Origin of the sequence: Nocardia niigatensis NBRC 100131, from assembly GCF_000308655.1 — a bacterium.
Lineage (GTDB): Bacteria > Actinomycetota > Actinomycetes > Mycobacteriales > Mycobacteriaceae > Nocardia > Nocardia niigatensis.
This window is the reverse complement of record NZ_BAGC01000053.1, coordinates 94,565-119,214: the sequence shown is the minus strand read 5'-3', so window position 1 is coordinate 119,214 and position 24,650 is coordinate 94,565. Positions and strand designations below refer to the sequence as shown.

The window sequence follows — 24,650 nt, the reverse complement described above, 5'->3', positions numbered from 1 at the left end:
CGACGCGAAAAACTGTATGCCGGGCATGTTGTGAGCCCGCGTTCTTAACCAGACGTTCGAAATGTCCGATTCTTCAGGCTTTGTGATACCGGGAAACGTTGATAGACGGGTGCGGGGGAGTTGCCGCACTACGGCATGGTGTCCGAGTTGGATTCCAAGGCCGACCAGGTGAAGGGGTTCAGATGAATCTGAGGTCGACCGAACCTGCTGACCGCCAGTCGGAACTGATTCCGCTGTCGAGGGCGCAATACGGTATGTGGCTTGCGGACAACCTGCCTGGCGGGCAGGCGATGAACATCGCACAGTACGTCGAGATCGAGGGCCCGATCGACGTCGAAGCCTTCATCAGGGCGGTGAACGATGCCGGCCACGAATCAGAATCTCTCGTCGTCCGGGTGGTCGAGTCCGACGGCGTTCCCTATCAATTCGTCGATCGCAGTATGACTTACGACGAGTCCGTGCTGGACGTCAGCGGGGAGAGCGATCCGTTCGCGGCGGCAATGGAATGGATGCGGCGCGACTTCAATACCAGAGCTGAGGATATGAGCCGTGACCGGCTCGCCGAGACACGGTTGATCCGAATCGGCGAGGATCGGTATCTCTGGTATGCGCGTGCCCATCATCTCGTCATCGATGGCTACGGTGCGTTCAACGTGTTGACCCGGCTGGCCGAGCATTACGACGCCTTGCTCGAGGGCCGTCCGCCGGCGCCTCGGGAAGCGGCCACGTTGCGCGAGATCATCGAAGCGGAGCACGCGTATCGGGCGAGCTCTCGGTTCGAGAGCGACAGGGAATACTGGCTCGGCAGGATTGCCGGCCTTCCGACGCCGGCGAGTCTGTCCGGTCGCACCGCCCGGCCGAGCAAGGTCGATCGTGTTTCCGGCGTCGAGCTTCCGCCGCAGTTGTCCGACCTGCTCGACCGTTTCTCCGGCAACCTGCAAGCATCGCCCGCGCAGGTCGTCGTGGCGGCCTTCGCCGCATTCCTCGCGCGAATGACCGGTGGCAACGATGTGGTGTTGTCGATGCCGGTGAGCGGGCGCGTGACGAAGGGCTTGCGCAATGCCGCCGCGATGTTGGCGAACATGGTGCCGATCCGATTCACGTTGGATAGAACGACCACCGTGGAGCAACTGGTCCGAGCGTCGGTGTCCGAACTCGTCTCCGCGATGCGGCATCAGCTCTACCGGTTCGAGGACCTGCGCCGCGAATCGAGTGCATTGGATGCGTCTGCGAACTCGTTCGGTCCGATCGTCAATATCCTCTTCTTCGACTCCGAAATTCGTCTCGGGTCTGCTGTTGGCCGCTATCGCGCGCTGACCTCGGGCACATTGGACGATCTTCAGCTGAATCTCTATCGTTCGGGGGTCGACGCGCCGCTGTTGATCGAACTGCACGGCAACGCGAATCTCTATGGCCAGGATGAACTCGATGCGCACGCCCACCGATTCATCGCCTTCCTGCAACGGCTGATCGAAGCGCCCGTCGAAACACCCCTGATCGCTGTTCCGCTCGTCGACCCTGCTGAAGAGGCACGGATCGTCGGGGAACTGGCCGGGCGCGATGGGGCAACGAGTACGGCGACGCTCGTGGATTCGCTGACGCGGCAGGTCGATGCGACTCCATCGGCAGTTGCCGTCACATCGGAGGGGGCCACCCTCACCTATCGTGAGCTGGACGAGCGTTCCAATCGGTTCGCACGCACCCTCATCGCGCTCGGGGCGGGTCCGGACTCGCTGGTGGCGATCGCGATGCCACGGGATGCCGATCTCATCATCGTCACGCTGGCCGTGCTGAAGTCAGGCGCCGGATACCTGCCGCTGGATATCGCGCATCCGGCCGATCGGCTGGAATACGTGCTGAACGACGCCGATCCGATCGCCGTCGTCACCACCGGCGACATGCGCGAGCTTGTGCCCGGAGACCCGGGCCGCGTGGTGCTGTTCGACGAGGTCGCCGGCGAGGAGGCTACGACACCTGTCACCGACGCCGACCGGACCAGCCCGCTGCGCCCCGACAACATCGCCTACGTCATCTACACCTCGGGGTCGACGGGCCGGCCCAAGGGCGTGGCCATTGCCCATCGCGCCGTGGCGACGTACCTGGTGAACGCGTGCGCCGAGATCGGCGTGCAGCCCGGCGACGTGTGGATGTTGTTCCACTCCTTCGCGTTCGACTACTCGGTGTGGGAGATCTTCGGCGCGTTGGCCAGTGGTGGCCGCCTGGTTGTCGTGGACACCCCCACGACCCGCTCACCAGACGATGTCGTGCGCTTGGCGGCACGCGAGAAGGTGACCGTCTTCAACCAGACACCGTTTGCGTTCCAGCAGTTCGGTGCGGCGTACCGGCGGTACGAAGATGCGGGTGAGCCTGACGGTGAGCTTTCGCTGCGACTGGTCATACTCTCCGGCGAACGACTCGACCCGGCTGTGCTGGCGGACTGGTATGAGCACAACCCGGAGCTCCCGGTGCTGGCGAACAGCTATGGCATTACCGAAACCACCGTATTCGTGACCTATTTCGGCCTGACACGGAGCATCGCGACGGCGGACGCCCCGAGTACGATCGGTCCAGCACTGCCTGGCCTGCGCACCTATGTTCTCGATGAACAATTGCGGCCGGCGCCGTTGGGCGCCTGGGGCGAGATCTACGTTGCCGGAACCCAACTCGCCCGCGGCTATCTCAACCGCTCATCGCTGACTGCCGCCCGATTTGTTGCCAGCCCGTTCGGCCGACCAGGCGAGCGGCTCTACCGCAGCGGCGATGTCGCACGCTGGAATCACCAGGGCGAGCTGGAATACCGCGGCCGCGCCGATCAGCAGGTGCAACTGCGTGGGTTCCGCATAGAATTGGACGAAATTCGCACTGCGTTGTCGACCCATAGCGCGGTCTCGGCGGCGGTTGTCATCGTCCATCGCCCTGGCACGGCGGCGGCCAGGCTCGTGGCCTATGTCGTGCCGACCGGCGAAGATGCCTGTACGGCCGACACTTTGCGCACGTATGTCGCGACATTGCTGCCGGAGTACATGGTGCCGGCCGCCGTCGTGGTGGTGCCCGAGCTGCCCCTGACGGTGAACGGCAAGGTGGACTATCGGGCGCTGCCGGAGCCGGTCTTCGATTCGTCCGCGGCCTATGTGGCGCCGAGTTCGGCGGTCGAGGAGACGATCGCGGCCATCTTCGCCGAGGTGCTGGACCTCGATCGAATAGGCGTGCTGGACAACTTCTTCGAACTGGGCGGCAATTCGCTCACCGCGACCAACGCCGCCGCGAGAATCGCCGAGCTGACCGGATCCGCTGTGTCGGTCCGCGATCTGTTCAGCAAGCCGACCGTCGCCGAACTCGCCGCGCATATCGACGTCGAGCACCACCACAGCGGGCTCGTGCTGAGCGCGCAACCGCGCGTCGAGCCGATTCCATTGTCGCCCGCGCAGAACCGGATGTGGCTGATCAATCAGGCCGACCCGGCCTCCACGGCATACAACATTCCGCTGGTGGTGCAGCTGACCGGCCGACTCGATGTCACCGCGCTGCGCCTGGCTCTGATGGATGTGATCGATCGGCACGAATCCCTGCGGACCGTCTATCCGGACGCGAAAGGGGAAGGGAGGCAGGTTGTTCTGGCGGCCGGCCACGGTGTCGGCCTGATACCGGAGAAGATCGATTGCGCCGACATCGCGCATCGAATCGGTGAGCTGACTTCGACCGGCTTCGACGTGCGAACAAGTCCACCGATCCGAGTCGCACTGCTCGAGTCCAGCGAACGGCGTCGGCACGTCCTGGTCGTGGTTCTGCACCATATTTGCTGTGACGGTTCGTCGCTTCCACCGCTCGCGGCCGATATCGCGACGGCCTATGAAGCAAGGTCGCAGGGAAGAATTCCGGACTGGCGGCCCCTGACCGTGCAATACGCCGATTACAGCATCTGGCGCCGCGGCATGCTCGGCGACGAAGACGACCCCGAGTCGTTGGCGGCACGCCAGTTGCGTTACTGGGTGAAACAACTGGCGGGAATGCCGCCGTTGCTGGAGCTGCCCGCGGACCGGCCGCGTCCTGCTCGCCAATCCATGCGCGGCGACATCGCCGAGAGCGTGATCCCAGCCGAAACCTTTGCTGCGATCCAGTATCTGGCCCGTACGTCCAGCGTCACTACCTTCATGGTCATCCATGCCGCGCTGGCGGTGCTGCTGGCCCGGCTGTCGGGCTCGGGGGATATCACCATCGGGACACCGGTCGCGGGCCGAGGGGAGCGTGCGCTGGAACCGCTCGTCGGCATGTTCGTCAATACGGTGCCGCTGCGTACCGAGGTGCGTTCCGATGAATCGTTCATCGAGTTTCTGTGGCGGGTCAAGGACATCGATGTCGATGCTTTAGCCAACAGCGACCTTCCATACGAACGGGTTGTCGATGAAATAGATCCCAGGCGATCGGTCGCGCACGCACCGCTGTGCCAGGTTTACCTCGTTTTCGAGAACATGGACCGTCCAAGGCTGGAGCTGCCCGAACTCACGGTCGAGATCCTGGATCCGGGGCCGCAACCGGCGAAGGTGGACGTTATCGTCACGGTCGCCGAAAACGCCTCTGCGGGAGGCGATGTCGCCCTCCGGATCAACTACGCCACAGATCTGTTCGATCGGGAGACGGTCGAGGAATTGGCCGCGCGGCTGAATCGGGTCCTCGATGCGGTGGTGTCGAGTCCTGACCTGCCGGTGGGTCGCGTGAATGTGCTGTCGGGGATCGAGCAGGCCGGTTTGGTGCCTGCGTCGGGGGGTCCTGCCGTGGCGCCGCGGGTCTTGGCGGAGTTGTTGTCGGTCGCGGATCCCGATGCGGTGGCTGTGGTTTCGGGTGAACACACGATGTCGTACCGAGAGCTCGATGAGCAGTCGAATCGTCTTGCCCGGCAATTGATCGCGTGGGGTGTCGGCCCGGGCGACCAGGTCGCGTTGGCGATGGACCGGTCGGCGGAGTTCGTGGTCGGGATGTGGGCGGTGACCAAGGCGGGCGCGGCGTTCGTGCCGGTGGATCCGCGCAATCCGGCCGACCGCGTTGCCCTCATGGTGGCCGATGCCGACGTGCGGGTGGGTCTCACCGTCGAGGCGTCACAGGACCTGCTGCCGGACCGGGTTCAGCGGCTGGCGCTCGATGCACCCGACGCACAGGCGCGCATCGCGGCTCGGTCTCCGGCCGCGGTGACGGATGCAGACCGGCTGCGGTCCTGCCGTGTCTCGGACGTGGCCTATGTGCTCTACACCTCGGGGTCGACGGGGGCGCCGAAAGGTGTCGCGGTCACGCACTCGGGACTGGCGAATTTCGCTGCCGAGCAGCGGCACCGCTATCGGGTCGACAGTTCCTCGCGGGTGTTGCAGTTGGCAGCACCGGGTTTCGACGCGGTTGTGCTGGAGTTGCTGATGGCTCATGCGAACGGCGCGGCGTTGGTGGTATCGCCTCCCGACGTGTTCGCGGGCCGTGAGTTGGCGGAATTGATCGGGAAGCAGCGGGTATCGCACGCCTTCGTGACCCCCAGTGTCCTGGCGACAATGTCGCCGGCCGGTCTGGATTCGCTGCGAGTGCTGGTCGCCGGTGGGGAGGCGGTGTCGGCGGAGACGGTCGCGGTATGGGCACCGGGCCGACAGCTGTACAACGGTTACGGGCCCACCGAGACCACGATCATGGTGGCGATCAGCGACCCGTTGTGCGCCGGGGACCGCGTCACCATTGGCGGCCCGATTCGTGGTGTCGAGGCCGTGGTACTGGACGCGGGCCTGCAGCCGGTGCCTGTCGGAGTATCGGGACAGCTGTATGTCTCCGGAGTGCAGCTGGCCCGCGGATACCTCGAGCGGCCGGCCGCGACAGCCACCACCTTCGTTGCCGATCCGTACGGTCCCCCGGGCACCCGCATGTACCGCACCGGTGATCTGGTCCGATGGACATCCGAGGAAACCCTCGAATATCTCGGTCGCGCCGACTTCCAGGTCAAGGTCCGGGGGCAGCGCATCGAACTCGGCGAAATCGAGGCCGTTCTCGCCGCGCACCCCACCGTGGCAGCAGCGGTGACGGTGGGTGCGGCGACCGCCGGCGGGTCGCGACTGGTGGCCTACGTCGTGCCGGCCAATGGCGCCGTCGACACCGCGGATCTGCTCGGTTACGCCGCGCAGCGCCTGCCGTCCCACATGGTCCCGGACACGGTGATGGTGCTCGACACGCTGCCGTTGTCGGCAGTGGGCAAGATCGACCGTGTGGCATTGCCCGAACCGGTTTTCGCCACCGGCACAACCGAATACGTCGCACCGCGCGACGCGGCCGAGCAGCTGGTCGCCGATGTGTGTGCCGCCGTGCTGGGAATCGAGCGGGTCGGTGTGTTCGACAGCTTCTTCGATCTGGGCGGCAACTCGCTGTCGGCGACCAGGGCAGCAGCACAGCTGAGCGCCGCGTTCGGCGCCGACGTCTCGTTGCGCGCGGTCTTCGAAGCGCCGACTGTCGCCGCGCTGGCGGAAAGCATCCGGACCAGCGACGCGGCCGGACGGGAACCGCTGGGTCCGCAAGAGCGCCCGGACCGGATCCCGCTCTCGCCCGCGCAGACACGCATGTGGTTCCTCAATCAGTTCGATACCGCCTCGCCGATATACAACGTTCCGATGGTCGTCCACATGTCGGGCAACCTCGACGTGGCCGCCATGCACGCGGCGATCGCCGATGTGATCGACCGGCACGAATCCCTGCGAACCGTCTACCCGGACAGCGACAGTGGACCACATCAGGTGATCGTGCCGATGGCGACGGCACGGCCTTCGTTGGAGCCCGTGCCGGTCCCCGAAGGCGAGGTCGAGGCGCGCATCGCTGCGGAGGTGACCGCCGGGTTCGATGTCACCTCCGAGGTTCCGTTCCGGATCACTCTGCTGCGCAGCGCACCCGGCGAGCACACTCTGATTCTCGTCGTCCACCACATCAGCTTCGACGGGTCGTCGCTGGCGCCGCTGGCCGCAGACCTCGCGACCGCTTACCAGGCTCGCGTCGGACACCAGTCCCCGCAGTGGACGCCGTTGCCCGTGCAATACGCGGATTACGCTGTGTGGCAACAAAAAATGCTCGGTACCGAAAACGACCCGAACAGCCTGACCGCCGCCCAGCTCGAGTATTGGCGCGCGACCCTCGCCGACCTGCCCGAGGTGCTCGACCTGCCGACCGATCGGCCACGACCGGCCAAACAGTCGTTCCGGGGGGCGGCCATATCGACGGTGGTGCCCGCAGACCTCCATCGTGATGTGATCGCGTTGGCCCGGCGACTCGACGCGACGGTCTTCATGGTGATGCACGCGGCGTACGCCATGCTGCTGGCGAGGCTTTCGGGAACCGGCGACATCGCGGTGGGCACACCGATCGCAGGCCGTGGCGAGCCCGGACTGGACAATCTGATCGGAATGTTCGTCAATACACTGGTATTGCGGACGCGCATCGACCCTGGCTCGTCGTTTCTGAACATTCTCGATCAGGTCCGGGCCGCCGATCTGGGTGCATTCGAGACCGCCGACATTCCGTTCGAACGGCTTGTCGAGGTACTGAATCCGCCTCGCTCGACGGCACATTCGCCCTTGACCCAGGTTGGATTCTCGTTCCAGAACATCGAGATCCCGACCGTGGAGTTCGAGGACCTGACGGTTTCGGCCCGGATGGTCGATCCGAGCGTGGCCAAGTACGACCTGCATCTGAACCTTGTCGACTCACCGGCGTCGGATGGTGATCCGGGCCACATGGCAGTCGAATTCAGTTATGCAACAGATCTTTTCGATGAGGCGACGGTCGCTGCGATGTTCGACCGCTACCTGCTGTTGCTGCGGGCGATCGTGGCCGAGCCCACCTGTGTCGTGGGCGATATCGAGCTGCTGACGGCGAACGAGGCGCGCGAGCTGGCGGCGCGGTCGAGCGGTGAGTTGACGAGCCCTTCGTCCGAGACGATCGCGTCCCTGTTCGCCGCGCAGGCTGCCGCGAACCCGAACAGGATCGCGGTTGTCGACGCCGAGGGTGGCGGCCGGCTCGGTTACGGGGAATTCGCGGCGCGGGTGAATTCGCTGGCTCGGGTGCTGATCGGACGCGGAGTCGGCCCGGGAACCGTCGTCGCCGTCGCGATGCGCCGCTGTGTCGATCTGCTGACCACGCTGTACGCGATTCATGCGGCCGGCGCGGCCTACCTGCCTCTGGATCCGGATCATCCGGTCGACCGGGTGCGTGCGGTCGTCACCGACGCGCGGCCGAGTGCCGTCATCACCCGGCCGGTCGACCAGGCGAATGTGCCCGAAAACGTAACGGTGTGGGCATTCGAGCAGCTCGATAGCGAGCGCGCGGATACGTCGACGGTGACAGACGCCGATCGGCCCCGGTCGCTGCGCCCGGATGATCTGGCGTATGTCATCTACACCTCCGGCTCGACGGGCGTGCCCAAGGGGGTGGCCGTACCGCATGCCGCGGTGGTCAACCAACTTCGCTGGCTGCGGGACCATTACGGGCTCGGGGCCGAGGACATCATGCTGTTGCGGACGCCGGCCACCTTCGATCTGTCGGTCTGGGAGCTGTTTTCCGCACTGACCTGCGGCGCGGCGGTGGTTGTCGCTGGTCGCGACGCGCACCTCGACCCCGGAGCCGCAGCCGGGCTGCTCGCCGAACACCGGATCACGACCGTGGACTTCGTGCCGTCCTCGCTGTCGGCATTCCTCGATGCGGCCGGCGCGCGTGAGTTCCCCGATCTGCGGCGGGTGCTGTGCATCGGTGAGGCATTGCCGGCCGAGACCGTCCGTCGCTTCCGGCAACTCAGCACGGCGCGCATCGACAACCTGTACGGGCCGACGGAGGCGGCGGTGAGCGTCACCGCTCATCGCATCGGCGCGCTCGACGACGTCACCGTGCCTATCGGCACCCCCGAGGCGAATGTGGTTGTGCGCGTGCTCGATTCGCGACTGCATCAGGTTCCTGTCGGGGTGACCGGAGAGCTGTACCTGGGTGGAGTCCAGCCGGCTCGCGGCTATCACGAGCGCCCTGGCCTGACGGCAGCGAGCTTCGTCGCCGACCCCTTCGGCAGCACAGGCGGGGCCCGGCTGTACCGCACGGGTGATCTGGTTCGCTGGGGCTCGGATGGCAACCTGCGTTATGTCGGCCGTGCCGACACCCAGGTGAAGGTACGCGGTCTTCGCATCGAGCTCGGTGACATCGAAGCCGCGTTGGTCGCGCACGAGCAGGTTGCCGCGGCCGTCGTGCAGATGCGCACCGAGCGCGGCGAACAGTACCTGGTCGCGTATCTGGTTACCGCGGAGGCGCTGGACCTCCAGCAGGTCCGAGCGTTCCTGCTGCAGCGGTTGCCGGCGTATATGGTGCCGTCCTCGATAGTCCGGATCGGTGCTGTCCCGCTCACCGTCAACGGCAAGGTCGACTACCGGGCATTGCCGGCACCGGATGTGAGAGGCCACGAAGCGGAATACCGTGCGCCGCAAGGCCTCATCGAGCAGACCGTCGCCGGGGTAGTCGGCGAACTGCTCGATCTTCCAGAGGTCGGCGCGGACGACAACTTCTTCGACCTCGGCGGAAACTCGCTCCTCGCAACGCGTGCGCTGAGCCGGATAGGCGAAATCGCCGGCGTCACCGTGCCGGTGCGGGTGATCTTCGAAGCACCCACTGTCGCAGAGCTGTCCGAACGAATCGGGCAGCTGCGCGCGGTGCCGAACCTGCCCGCGCCAACTCGCACGCCGCGCCCGGATCGTATCCCGCTGTCGCTGGCACAGGCCCGGATGTGGTTCCTCAACCAGTTCGATCCGAGTTCGCCCGGATATGTTGTGCCGCTGGCGATGCGGCTCGACGGTAGCGTCGATCTCGATGCGCTCGCAGCGGCGGTCGGTGATGTCATCGAGCGGCACGAGAGTCTGCGCACCATGTATCCAGCGGTCGATGGCATCCCCGCACAGGTCGTGCTCGACGCGGCCGACGTCGTCGGAAACTGGGACCTCGGGCCGCAACCGGTCGATGAGCACGAGTTGTCTGCCCGGTTGACCGAGTTCTTCGGTACCGGATTCGACGTGTCGAAGGGCGTGCCGCTGCGCATTGCCCTGTACCGGCTGTCCGACGAGACCTGGGTGGTCGCGCTGGCAGTCCACCACATCAGTTGCGACGGTTCTTCGGTTGCACCGCTGGCCGCCGACATCGTCACGGCCTACCGCGCACGGTCCAGCGGCAATCCGCCGGACTGGGCGCCGCTGGCCGTACAGTTCGCTGATTACGCACTCTGGCAGCGCGAGGTGCTCGGCTCGGCGGAGGACCCGGGCTCGTACCTGGCCCACGACCTCGCCTACTGGAAAACACAACTCGCGGGTATCCCTGATGTGATCGAAGTGCCGACCGATCGGCCACGGCCGCTCGTGCAGACACAACGCGGCGCGGTCGTCCATGCCACGATCCCGAGCGAGCTGCACGCCCGGTTGGAGGCGCTGGCGCGGCGCGCCGGGGCGACGACATTCATGGTCGTGCACACCGCGTTGGCGGTGTTGCTGTCGAGGCTTTCCGGCAGTGACGACATCACGATCGGTGTGCCGCATGCCGGCCGCGGCCATCGATCGCTGGACAACCTGGTCGGGATGTTCGTCAACACCCTGGTGATGCGCAGCCGGTGCAGGCGGGATCAATCGTTCACCAGTCTGCTGAACCAGGTGCGGCGCACGGCCACCGAGGCTTTCGACCATGCCACCATCCCGTTCGAGCAGCTGGTGGAGGCACTGAATCCGGCACGATCGACGTCGTATACGCCGTTGTTCCAGGTCATGCTCGCCTATCAGAACATGGCGCAGGCGCGGGTCGAGCTTCCGGGTCTCACCGTGGAGAGCCTCGATCCGGAAGACAGCGCCGCGATCTACGACCTGCTGCTGATGATCACGGAGGGACACGGCGCTCACCGCGAGCCGACCGGCATGACGCTGCGGCTGACGTATGCCACTGACCTTTTCGACGATGGCTCAGTGCTGCGCTTCGCAGAACAATTCGTGCGGGTGCTCGACGCCGCCGCGACCGACGCCGACGCGGCGGTCGGCGGTATCGAGTTGCTCGATGCCGCGGAGCGCCACCTGGTGCTGCAGCGATGGAACGACACCGCCGGCCCCGCGGCGACCGGCCGGACGCTGGTCGACGCTGTGGACGAACAGGTCGCCCGAACCCCGGATGCTCCGGCGATCTGTCTTCCGGGCGGCGTCAGGATGACCTACCGGGAGTTCGACACCCGCGTCAATCGCCTGGCCCGATGGCTCATCGCCCGTGGTGCCGGGCCGGAAACCGTTGTCGCGGTGGGCATCCGGCGATCGGTCGAACTCATCACCGCGCTGTACGCGGTAGTCAAGGCGGGCGCCGCATTCCTGCCGATCGATCCGGATCATCCGACCGCCCGCATCGCTGATGTGCTGAACGCGGCGCAGCCGCTGCTGGTACTCACCACCTCAGCGGATGGCGACGCACTGCCACGTGGTTTCGAGATCTCGTGCGTCGATCGAGTCGACGTGGCCGGTCTTCCGGATGTCCCGATCACCGACGCCGAGCGTCGTACGCCGCTGCGGCCGGACAACGTCGCCTACATCCTGTTCACCTCCGGCTCCACGGGAGTCCCCAAGGGCGTCGCGCTGACCCACGCCGCGACCGTGAGCCAATTGGCGTGGGCACAGCAGCAATGGCCGCACGACGCGTCCGACACCGTGCTGTACAAGACCCCGATCACCTTCGACATCGCCGTATGGGAGCTGTTCTGGCCCTTGCAGACCGGTGCGCAGATCGTGGTCGCCGAACCCGATGGGCATCGCGATCCCGGATATATCGCAACCGTCATTGCGGACCATCAGATCAGCACTGTGCACTTCGTGCCATCGATGCTCGAGGTTCTGGTCGAAACCGCCGCGGGGACGCCGCTGCCGTCGATACGACGGGTCTTCGTCGCCGGTGAGGCGCTGGCGCAGCGCACCGTCGACGCCGCATCGCGCGTATTCGCGCATGCCGAGGTGCTGAACTGGTACGGCCCGGCCGAGGCGGAAGTCGTGACGGCGGCGCGTTGCCTGCCGGGGGTAGCGAACCATTCGACGGCCCCCATCGGTACGCCGGTGGCCGGCATGCGGGTCTACGTCCTGGACCCGTGGCTGCGACCGGTGCCGATCGGTGTCGTCGGCGACCTCTATGTCTCGGGTGTCCAGCTGGCGCGCGGTTACCACGCCCGTCCCGACCTCACCTGCGGTGCCTTTGTCGCGCACCCGTTCGGCAGGCCCGGTGAGCGACTGTATCGCACCGGCGACCTGGTCCGGTGGGTGAAAACCGGTGAGCTGGAATACCTGGGCCGCAGCGACTTTCAGGTCAAGGTCCGCGGCCAGCGGGTCGAGCCTGGTGATGTCGAAGCGGCGCTGTCCACGCTCCCGGACGTCGCACGCGCCGTGGCCGTCGCTACGACGGATCGAATCGTCGCATACGTGACACTCGCTCCCGGCGCGCGCACCGATGGGCGCTCGATTCGCGACCAGCTCACCCACGCATTGCCGTCCTACCTGATTCCGGCCGCCGTGCAAATCCTCGAGGCGATCCCGTCGACACCGAACGGCAAGCTCGACCGAGCTGCCTTGCCGCAGCCGGTGTTCGACGATGCCGAGGAATTCGTGCCACCCCGCACCGAACGGGAAGCAGCCCTTGCGGCAATCGTCGCGGAGATCACCGATCGCGATCGGGTGACCGTGACGGCGAACCTCTTCGAGATCGGGGTCAACTCACTCTCCGCCGCCCGTATCGCGGCCCGGGCCGCCGCGGAGTTCGGCATCGAGGTCGGCATTCGCGACGTCTTCACCGAACCGACGATTGCCGGATTGGCCGAGCGCCTGCGCACAAGAGCCGGTCACGCGGTGGTTCCGCTCACCGCCCGGCCGCGTCCGGCAGCGGTCCCGTTGGCGGCGGCACAACGGCGGATGTGGTTCCTCAATCAGTTCGACACCGCCTCGGCGGCATACAACATCTGCTTTGCGGCCCGGCTGACAGGCCGGCTGGATCTCGAGGCGCTACAGGCGGCGCTACTCGACGTGGTGGAGCGGCACGAGCCACTGCGCACGGTGTATCCCGCCGTCGACGGCGAACCGTGCCAGGTAGTGCGTCCGGTTGCGGCTGTGGCCGAGGAGCTGATGCTGAATCCGGAGCCTGTCACCGACGAGGCGGAGCTGGCCGACCGGATCCGGCAGGTCGTCGAAACAGGTTTCGATGTAGTGGATTCGGTGCCGGTGCGGGCACGGGTATACCGCACCGGTGGCGACGAGCAGGTGATCGTGCTCGTGGTCCATCACATAGCGGCCGACGGTTCCTCGATGGCACCGCTGGCCCGCGACATCTTCGCCGCCTACGCGGCGCGTGTGAACGGCGAAGCGCCACAGTGGAAACCGCTCGAGGTCCAATACGCGGACTACGCGATGTGGCAGGGGGAAATACTCGGTGCCGAGGACGATCCGGCGTCGCCGATCGCCCGGCAGATCGCACATTGGAGCGAGGTCCTCGGTGGTGCTCCGGAGCTGCTGGACCTGCCGACGGATCGACCCCGGCCCGCCACCATGTCGATGGCCGGTGGCAGTGTCGGCTTCGCGCTGTCGGCTCGGCTGCACGACGAGGTAGTGCGGCTGGCACACCGTGAGGGAGTCACGGTGTTCGTTGTGCTCCATGCCGCACTGGCGATCCTGTTGGCGCGCACCGCGCACAGCGAGGACATCTCGGTCGGTTCTCCGGTTGCCGGTCGAGGCAGCCGGGCGCTGGACGATCTGGTCGGCATGTTCGTCAATACCGTGGTGCTGCGCACGCGGGTTCGGGACGATCTGTCGTTCCGCGAACTCTTGGCGGAGGTACGCGACGTCGACGTCGATGCGCTGGCCCACGCCGATGTGCCCTACGAGCGGCTGGTCGACATTCTCGACCGTGCCCGATCCACCGCGTATACGCCGCTGTATCAAGTGATGTTCGGTCTGCAGAACATGGGCGCGGCGCGGTTCGAGTTGCCCGGTGTGGATGTCGAACTGCTCGACCCCGGTATCGCGCAGGCGAAAACCGATCTCACCGTGCTGATGACCGAACGCGGCGATGGCGAACGGCCGGGCGGAATCGACGGCGAGATCATTTACGCCACAGACCTGTTCGTCGCGTCCACGGCGGAAGCGCTCGCGGAGAGATTCGTCCGAGTCCTGGAATCGGTCGTGTCCGACCCGGCGCGGACGGTCGGCGGAATCGATCTGCTCGACCCGACGGAGGCCGGACGACTGGTCCCGGCGCGAGGCGGCGAGAGCCCGTCGCCGTGTCTGCTGCCCGATCTGCTCGCCGCGGCGGTGGCAGCAGATCCGACCGCGATCGCCCTGATCGGTGAGACCGGAACCCTCACCTACGCCGAGCTGGACCGCCGGTCCAACCAGCTCAGCGCAGTTCTGCTCGCCCGAGGCGCCGGACCGGGTACGTTCACCGCACTGGCCGTGCCGCGCTCGGTCGACTACCACGTCGCCATGTGGGCGATCGCGAAGACCGGTGCCACGTTTGTACCGGTGGATCTGCGATATCCCGCAGAGCGGATTGCCCACATGGTGAACGATTCCGGTGTCACCGTAGGGATCACGATCGCGTCCGCGCGCGCGTCGCTTCCGGGCGATGTCCGATGGCTGGTGCTCGACGAACCGGAAGTAGCCGCCGAGATCGCCGCGCAGTCCGGCCGGGCCATCACGGATGCGGCTCGTGGCCGGACCCTGCGGATTCGGGAGGCGGCGTATGTGATCTACACGTCGGGGTCGACCGGAACACCGAAAGGTGTCGTGGTCAGCCACGAGGGATTGGCCGGCTTCGCCGCCGAGCAGCGGGCCCGCTATCGCGTGGACGCCACGTCGCGTGTGCTGCAGGTGGCGGCGCCTGCCTTCGACGCGGTGCTGCTCGAGGCATTGATGGCGTGCGCGGCCGGCGGTTGCCTGGTCGTGTCGCCGCCGGAAGTGTTCGGCGGTGCGGATCTTGCCGCACTGATCCGCGAGCACCGGGTGACGCATGCGTTCCTGACACCCAGCGTGCTGGTGACGATGTCGCCCGAGGACTTCGCATCGGTGCGGGTGCTGGCGGTCGGGGGTGAGATGGTCTCCGCGGACCTGATCGCCTCCTGGGCGCCGGGGCGGCAACTGCACAACATCTATGGTCCGACCGAGACGACGATCGTGGTCACGATCAGCGATCCGGTACAGCCGTCCGATCCGATCGACATCGGTGGTCCGATCCGTGGGGTCGAGGCTCTAGTGCTGGACGCACGGCTGCGTCCAGTGCCCGTTGGTGTGACCGGGGAGTTGTACCTTTCCGGCGGTGCCTTGGCCCGTGGCTATCTGAACCGCTTCGCTCTGACCGCCGGCGCGTTCGTGGCGAACCCCTACAGTGCGCCGGGATCGAGGATGTATCGCACCGGCGACATCGTCCGTTGGACCGCGAGTGGTGCGCTGGAGTACATCGGCCGGGTCGACTTTCAGGTCAAGATCCGTGGCCAGCGCATCGAACTCGGGGAGATCGACGCTGTGCTCCAAGCGCACCCGCAGGTTGCTGCTGCGGTCACCGTGAGCCGCTCGGGACCTGGCGGGCAGCCCATGCTCGCCGCGTACATCGTGGCCGAGACCGCGGCGGGCGTCGAACCCGATGTCGTGCTCGATCACGTCGCCGCTGTGCTGCCCGCCCACATGGTGCCCTCGACGATCACCGTGCTCGACCACATGCCGCTCGCCTCGACGGGCAAGGTGGATCGGAAACTGTTGCCCGAACCGGTCTTCGATACCGGCAGCGCCGAGGACGTCGTCGCGGCGACCGACTTGGAACGCACCATCGCCGCGGCTTTCGCGGGTGTGCTCGGCGTTGCGTCGGTCGGCGTGACAACATCGTTCTTCACGCTCGGCGGTGACTCCATCATGTCGATCCAGTTGGTGTCGCGGTTGAAGACGGTGGGTGTCGTCGTGACCGCTCGGGACATCTTCGAGCACAAGACCGTGCGCGGGCTGGCGCAGGTGGCCGCGGCTGCGGACCGGGTGTCCCTCGCCGAGCTGCCGGGCGGCGGTGTGGGAGACATCCCCTTCACGCCGATCGTGTCCTGGTTCGTCGACCGGATCGGGACCGCCGATCGGTTCGCACAGTCGATGCTGGTTCGCTTGCCGCGGGACGCGCGCGTCGACGAGGTGATCGCGACCGTGCAGGCAGTGCTCGAACAGCACGATATGTTGCGGTCGCGGATGCGCGAACAGTGCATGGATGTGCTGCCCGCTCACGCCGCCGATGCCATCGGCGCGGTATTCGCACGAACCTTCCGGGCGCACGAGGCGCCGGGCAGCGACGGTTTCACCGCCGTGGTGGAAGCGGCGCTGACCGAGGCGTCGGATCGTCTCGATCCCGCCGCGGGCCGGATGATGCAGGTCGCGTGCCTGCTTCCGGAATCGGGCGTCGAGGCCGATGCCCGTGCCCTCATCGTGATTCATCACCTGGCTGTCGACGGGGTGTCGTGGCGAATCCTGCTGCCCGACTTCGTCACCGCGTGGCAGCAGATCGGCCAGGGACGCGCGGTCGAGTTGCCGGCGCAGGGTACGTCGATGCGGCGATGGGCACACGCGTTGACCGCTGCCGCCACCGACCGGGCCAGCGAGTTCGAGTTGTGGCAGCGGATGAGTACCGCCGCCGATCCGCTTCTCGGGACGGCGGAATTCGATCCATCCGTCGACACCCACGCGACGGTGCGATACCTGAGGGTCTCCATTCCGGCCGCGGTGACCTCGGCATTGCTGGACTCGGTGCCACGGGCCGTGCGCGGCAGCGTCGATGACGCGCTGCTGGCCGGGCTGGCCGTGGCCCTGACCCGTTGGCGCCGACGCCGCGGCATTCTGCACCCGGGCATGAAAGTCCTGCTGGAAGGACACGGCCGCGAAGAGCAGATAGTCCCGGGAGCGGATGTTTCACGCACCGTCGGCTGGTTCACCAGCGCGTACCCCGTAACCCTCGACCTGAGCGGCATCGACGACACGGACCTGCGTACGGCAGTGAAGTCCGTCAAGGACCAGCTGCGCGAGATCCCCGACAAGGGCATCGGATACGGCTTGCTGCGCTATTTGAACACCGACACCGCCGACCGGCTCGCGCCGGCGCCCCAGCCACAGATCAGTTTCAACAATCTCGGCCGCGCCGGTGTGGACCTGGCATCCCTGTCGGATCTCGCGTGGGTCCCGACCGATGAGCAGTTCGACCGGCGATCCGCCTTCGATCCGGATATGCCTGCCGCAGCGGTGATCACGATCGACGTCGATATCGCGGACACCGAGATCGGACCCGAACTGTCCGCACATGTCGGCTACGCTTCGCGGCTACTGCAACACGACGAGGTGGCCGCACTCGTCGCCGGCTGGGTCGACGTCGTGACCGAGATCGCCAGCCTCGCCGGCGCCGACGACAAGTGGGGATTGTCCCGGGCGGATGTTCCGCTGGTCGACCTCACGCAGCACGATCTGGATGTATTCGCAGACCGGTACGGTCCGCTGAGCGAGGTGTGGTCATTGGCGCCGCTGCAGGAGGGCCTGCTGTTCCACGCCGAACTCGCGGCAGGCGAACTCGATGTGTACACCGCTCAGTCGGTCCTCACTCTCGCGGGCGCGGTCGACGAGGACCGGCTCGAATGTGCCGCACAAGCTCTGCTCGAACGCCATCCCAACCTGCGGGCTGCCTTCACCCGAACGGTGGATGGCGTTCCGGCGCAGGTCGTTCCGGCCGGCACCACCGTGCCCTGGTATCAGGTCGATCTCTCCGGCGACGCCGGCGCGGTCGCTGCGCTGATCGAAACCGAGAGGGCGGTCGTCTTCGATCCCGCCGACCCGCCGCTGCTGCGGTTCCTGCTTGTTGCCCTCGGGCAGAACGAGTTCCGGCTGGTGTTGACGGCGCACCATCTGCTCCTGGACGGCTGGTCGCTGCCGTTGCTGTGGCGTGAGCTGATCGGTTTGTATGCCGTTGCCGCGCAGCCGGAGCTGCTTCCGCCCGCGGCCTCGTATCGGCAGTACCTGGAATGGCTGGACCGGCGCGATCGCGACGCCAGCATCGAAGTGTGGCGGGACGCGCTGCGGGATATCAGTGAGCCGACACTCGTCGCCGATCCGCGCACGCCGGTGACGGCAGACATTCCGATCGATGTGCCGATCGTTGTAGATCGTTCCGCCACAGCAGAATTGGTGGCATTCGCGCGGGCACGGGGCGTGACGATGGCGACGATCGTGCAGTTCGCCTGGGCCGTGGTGCTGGGCAACCTGCTCGGTGTCGAACGCGTGGCATTCGGCAGCACGGTTTCCGGCCGCCCCGCCGAATTGCCCGATGTCGAGTCGATGATAGGACTGTTCATCAATACGATTCCGGTCGTCGCCGAGGTGCGCCGGGAGCTGAGCGTCGAGGACGCTCTGCGTCGGCTGCAAGCCGACAACACTCGTCTGCTCGACCACCACTACCTCGAACTGTCGCAGATCATGGCGGCCACCGGCAACAGCCAGTTGTTCGACACCCTGGTCGTTTTCGAGTCGTATCCGGTCGACAGCAGTGGCCTGGGCGATGTGGACATCGACGGTATGCGTGTGGTCTCAGCGGAGGGCCGCGACGCGGCGCACTACCCCATCACCGTGCAGGCGCACCAGACCGACGAGTTGCACGTCCGAGTCCGCTACCAACGAGCCCGCGTCGACGAGGTGATGGCGGCCGGTCTCGCGGGCCGTCTGGAAACCGTGCTACGGACCCTGGCCGGCGATCCGGATACGGTGCTCGGTGCGATCGATCTGCTGACCGAGGACGAGCGGCGCGCACTGGTGCCCGCATCGGGCGGAGGGGCCGTGGCACCGAGCCTGATGTCGGAGTTGCTGGTAGCGGGCGTGACGGTGAATCCCGATGCGGTAGCGGTAGTGTCCGGTCCGCACACGGTGTCCTACGCGGAGCTGGATGCCCGGTCCAACCAGCTGGCTCGGCAGCTGATCACGTGTGGCACAGGACCGGGTGATCAGGTCGCGCTGGCGATGCCGCGGTCGGTCGAATTGGTGATCGGCCTGTGGGCGGTGACCAAAACCGGCGCGGCGTTCGTGCCCGTTGATACACGGAATCCGGCCGAGCGCATCGCGCTCATGGCGTCCGATGCCGGCATTCGGCTGGCGGTCACGGTCGAGGAGACGCGAGATCTGTTGCCCGGCACGGTGTTTACGTTGGTAATGGACGATCCGGACATCGAGCGGTCGATCAACGCGCAATCGATTGCCCGTGTCACAGCTGGAGAACTCGTGCGGATGCCGCACATCCAGGATGTGGCATACGTTCTCTACACCTCGGGCTCGACCGGAATGCCGAAGGGCGTCGCGGTCACCCATGAGGGGCTTGCGAATTTCGCTGCCGCGCAGCGGGATCGGTGCGCTGTCGACACCGGATCGCGGGTGCTGCAGGTTGCCGCTCCCGGCTTCGACGCGATGGTCCTCGAGGTGCTGCTGGCTCACACCAGCGGCGCCGGGCTGGTGGTCGTGCCCCCCGCGGTTTTCGCCGGGCACGAGTTGGCGGAACTGGTTCGCGCACAGCAGGTCTCGCATGCCTTCATTACTCCCAGCGTGCTGGCGACGATGTCACCGGCCGGTATGGATTCGCTGCGGGTGCTGGTGGCGGGAGGCGAGGCGGTGACGCCGGAAACGGTCGAGACATGGGCGCCGGGCCGAACGCTGCTGAACGGGTACGGGCCGACCGAAACCACGATTCTCGCCGGCATCAGCGCTGCGCTGCACCCGGGTGACGCGGTGACCATCGGCGGGCCGATCCGTGGTGTCGAGGCCGTCGTGCTCGACGCGTGGCTGCGGCCGGTGCCGGTCGGGGTGGTGGGGGAGTTGTACCTCGCGGGAGTGCAACTGGCCCGCGGCTACGCGAACCGGGCATCGGCCACCGCAGGCGCGTTCGTCGCGAATCCGTTCGGTGCGGCGGGTTCGCGCATGTACCGCACCGGCGACCTGGTTCGCTGGACACCCGAGCACACTCTGGAATATCTCGGACGCCGCGATTTCCAGGTCAAGATCCGTGGCCAGCGCATCGAACTCGGTGAAATCGAAACTGTTCTGGCCGGGTATCCCGGGATCTCCCAAGCGGTGGTTCTGCGGCGGGAGGATCAACGTGGTGTCGACCGGCTCGTCGGCTATCTCGTCACCGACGAGGAGCTGGATCCGGACGATGTCCGTGCCGCTGCGCGGTTGCGGCTGCCCGCGCACATGGTGCCCGAGGCGTTGGCCGTGCTGGCCGAACTTCCGCTCACCACGACCGGCAAACTCGACCGCTCGGCCCTTCCCACTCCGGAATTCGCGGTGGGCGGGGAACGGGTCGCGCCCCGCACCGACGCCGAACGACGTGTCGCCGCAGTGTTCGAGAGCGTGCTGGGTATCGACAGTGTCGGGGCGACGGACAGTTTCTTCGACCTGGGCGGCGATTCGCTGTCGGCCACCCGGGTGGCCGCCCAGTTGAGTACGGCGTCAGGAGTGCGTCTGGGGGTTCGCGACCTGTTCCAGGCGCCCGTGGTGGCCGAACTCGCCGCTCGCCTGGCGACTCTCGACCGCGACTCCCGGGTGCCGTTGACGGTGCGCCCCCGGCCGGCGCAGGTACTGCTGTCACCGGCGCAGCAGCGAATGTGGTTCCTCAACCAGTTCGACACCGCCGTCGGCAGGTACAACGTCCCGCTGGTGATCCGACTGCGAGGAGTACTCGACATCGATGCGCTGCGGCGCGCGTGCGAACTGGTTGTCGACCGGCACGAATCGCTGCGTACGAAGTTCCCGATGGTCCATGGCCGGCCCTGTCAGGTCGCCGTCGCCGTGGACGAGGTCGTACCCGCGCTGGATCCGGTTCAGGTCGCCGAACATCAGGTGATGGATCGCGTGATCGCGGTGGTGTCAGCGGGTTTCGATGTGACGCAAGCGCCTCCGTTGCGGATGGAATTGCTCGCTGTCGACGACCGGGACCATGTTCTGGTCATCTGTGTGCACCATATCTGCGCGGATGGCCAGTCGATGATCCCGCTGGCGCGGGATGTGGCCATGGCCTACGAGGCGAGCAGGCATGGGAAAGAGCCCACGTGGCAGGTACTTCCGGTCCAGTACGTCGACTATGCGCTGTGGCAGCACGAGATGCTCGGGTCGGCGGATGACCCGGACTCGGTCATGTCCCAGCAGTTGCGATTCTGGAAGGACACCCTCGACGGGCTGCCCGAGCTGCTCGAGCTGCCGACCGACTTTCCACGGCCGCCGATCGCGTCGATGGACGGGTGCGCAATCGAGTTCGAACTTTCCGCCGATCTGCACGAGCGAATCGCCGGCGTCGCACGCGAGGCGAGCGCGACAGTCTTCATGGTCCTGCATGCCGCACTGGCCGTGCTGCTGTCGAGGCTGGCCGGCGTCGGCGATATCGCGATCGGCGCCCCGATAGCCGGACGTGGAGAGCGCGACCTCGACGATCTGATCGGCATGTTCGTGAATACCCTTGTGCTGCGGTCACGGGTGTCGATGCGGCAGCCGTTCGCCGAACTGCTCGCCGCGATCCGTGAGACGGATCTGGCGGCGTTCGCGCATGCGGATGTGCCTTTCGAACAAGTTGTGGAAGCGCTGAATCCGCCGCGGTCGACAGCGCATCTTCCGCTGTATCAGGTAACACTCGATGTCCAGAACCTGAGCAAGGCTGCATTGGAGCTGCCGGAGCTCAGTGTCGAGCTGATGGAAAACGGTTTCGAGCAGGCGCAGGCCGACCTGAATGTGAAGTTGGCCGAGCGATTCGGTCGGGAAGGCCGTCCAGATGGCATGGTGGGACGGCTCACCTTCGCCACCGATCTCTTCGTGAACGAGACGATGACTCGGTTCGCGCACGCTTACGTCCGGATTCTGGAGTACGTCACCGCGAATCCCGCGGTGCCGGTCGGCGATATCGACATCGTCGATCCGATACAGCGACGCGAATTGCTGGTCGCGGCAGGGGAAGACGGCGCCGCGGTGGCAGATGCGACACTCGCAGACCTGTTCGCTGCGCGAGCTTTGGACCAGCCGGATGCCGTCGCGGTCACCGACGGCGCCTCGCAACTGACCTACGCGGAACTGGATCAACGGTCTGTCCAGGTCGCGGCCCGGCTGACCGAACAGGGAGTGGAGCCGGAATCGCTTGTGGCCGTGGCATTGCCGCGTTCGATCGAACTGGTCGTGGGCCTGCTCGGAGTGATTCGGGCAGGCGCCGGGTATCTGCCACTCGACGTGGCGTATCCGATCGACCGATTGCGGTTCGTGCTCGACGATGCGCGTCCGGCGGCGGTGCTGACCTCCGTCGAAACGGCTACGGCCCTGCCCGAATGCGCGGCACCGATGGTGCTGGTCGAGGATTGTGTGGACGCGGCGAGGATCGCCGACGCGGCGATGCCGAACTTGCGGCCGGAGAATGTCGCGTACGTGATCTACACCTCCGGATCGACGGGCCGTCCCAAGGGAGTGCCGATCAGTCACCGCGAAGTGGTCACGTTGTTTGCCAACACGGCCGAGCGTTTCGATGTCGGCCCCGACGACGTGTGGACGCTGTTCCATTCGTACGCATTCGATTTCGCGGTATGGGAAATGTGGGGTGCGCTACTGTCCGGTGGCAGGTTGGTTGTCGTCGACTACGACACATCCAGGTCGCCGAAGGAACTCGTCGATCTCGTGGCGCGCGAGCGCGTGACGGTATTGAGCCAGACCCCATCGGCGTTCTACGGTTTCGCCGAAGCAGAGCGTGTGTATCGCGAATCCCGTTGCCCCGCCGGTCGACTCGCCCTGCGATACGTCGTATTCGGTGGCGAGCCGCTGGATGCATCCCGCTTGACCAATTGGCTCGCGGATCACGATCGAGGAACACCGTGCTTGGTCAACATGTACGGGATCACCGAGACGACGGTGCATGTCACATTCCGCGAGATCGAGGGCACGGGCGCGGCCGGGATCGGATCACCGCTGCCAGGGTTACGGGTGTATGTGCTCGACGATCGGTTGCGGCCGGTGCCGATCGGCGTCGCCGGGGAGATCTATGTGGCCGGTGGGCAACTGTCACGAGGCTACCTGCGCGCCCCGGCTTTGACCTCAGGACGATTCATCGCGAATCCCTTCGGTCCGCGTGGTTCGCGGTTGTATCGATCCGGAGATCTCGGCCGGTGGAGCAAGTCCGCGCGCGGGCTCGAATTGACCTACGCCGGCCGAGCGGACGCGCAGGTACAGCTGCGCGGCTACCGCATCGAACTGGGCGAGGTGGAATCCGCATTGCTCCAGCATCCTGATGTGGCGCGCGCCGCCGCGGCGGTGCATCGCCATGCGCGAGGCGTCGATCAGCTGATCGGCTACGTAGTGGGGGTCGACGGCCGGCACATCGATCCGGGCGAGGTCCGGGAGGCTGCCGCCCGTGTACTGACCACGTACATGGTCCCCTCGGCGGTGATGGTGCTGCCCGGTCTGCCATTGACGGTCAATGGCAAACTCGATCGAAAGGCTTTGCCCGCTCCCGATTTCGATGCATCGGTGACCGAGTTCGTCACACCGCGAACCCATTCCGAGAAAATGATCGCTGACGTCTACGCACAAGTCCTGGGCATGGAGCGGGTCGGGGCGTCGGATGGGTTCTTCGATCTGGGCGGCAATTCGCTGCTGGCCACGATGGTGGTGGCCGAGTTGCGCGCTCGTGGCGTGACGATCGCGCTGCCCTGGATGTTCGACGATGCGACGCCGAAAGCGTTGGCGCGCAGGGCCGACGAAGCCGCGGGCGGCTCCGGTCTGGAGGTAGTGCTTCCGCTTCGTGCGAGCGGATCGAAGCCTGCGATATTCGCCGTACACCCGGCCGGTGGATTGGCGTGGTTCTACGGCGGCTTGGTCGAGCATGTGGACAAGGAACGACCGGTGTACGGCCTGCAGGATCCACATGTGGTCGCGGGCGAACCAGGCGCGAAATCGGTGGATGAATTGGCCGAGCGGTATGTGGCCGAGATTCGCGGAGTGCAGCCGCACGGTCCGTATCACTTGCTCGGATGGTCTCTGGGTGGGCAAATCGCGCACGCGATCGCGGTCAAGTTGCAGCGCGACGGTGAACTCGTCGGAACCCTGACCCTGTTGGATTCCGCACCCGATATGTCTGCTGATTCGATGATCGCCGCCGTGGACGAGTCCGCACCAGGACACCTGATGGCGGACCTCCTCGGCGGCTGGCGGGAATTGTTCGATCTCGGCGATGTGGTCCAGGCGCACACCCACGAGCAAGCATGGGCGGTCATCCGCAGCCAAGTGGTCGGAACCGGGCTGTTCACTGCCGAACAGACGGATCGGGTGATGGAGAGTTTCGAAACCGCGAGCGACCTGGCCGCCGGCTACCGGCCCGCAGTTTTCGACGGAGATCTGCTCTTCTTCACTGCTGGCGAAGACCGCACCGAAGAGGACGCTCTCGCACAGGCGTGGCGCCTGTACGTGACCGGCAAGATACACAACACGGTTGTCGACGTACGTCACCTCGAGTTCAGTCATCCGCGCGCAATGGCCGTTGTCGGCTCGGTCCTGGAAAGGTTCGTGAACGCATGTTGACTACCCCTCAGCAGTTTCGTC

At 66.2% G+C, this 24,650-nt stretch carries 1 protein-coding gene; it reads left to right on the top strand.

The features are described from left to right. Positions 1-182: 182 nt before the first annotated feature. Complete coding sequence (locus ON33_RS25460; protein ID WP_083869289.1) at positions 183-24,629, top strand: non-ribosomal peptide synthetase; 24,447 nt, start codon at positions 183-185, stop codon at positions 24,627-24,629. The last annotated feature ends 21 nt before the right edge of the window (positions 24,630-24,650 follow it).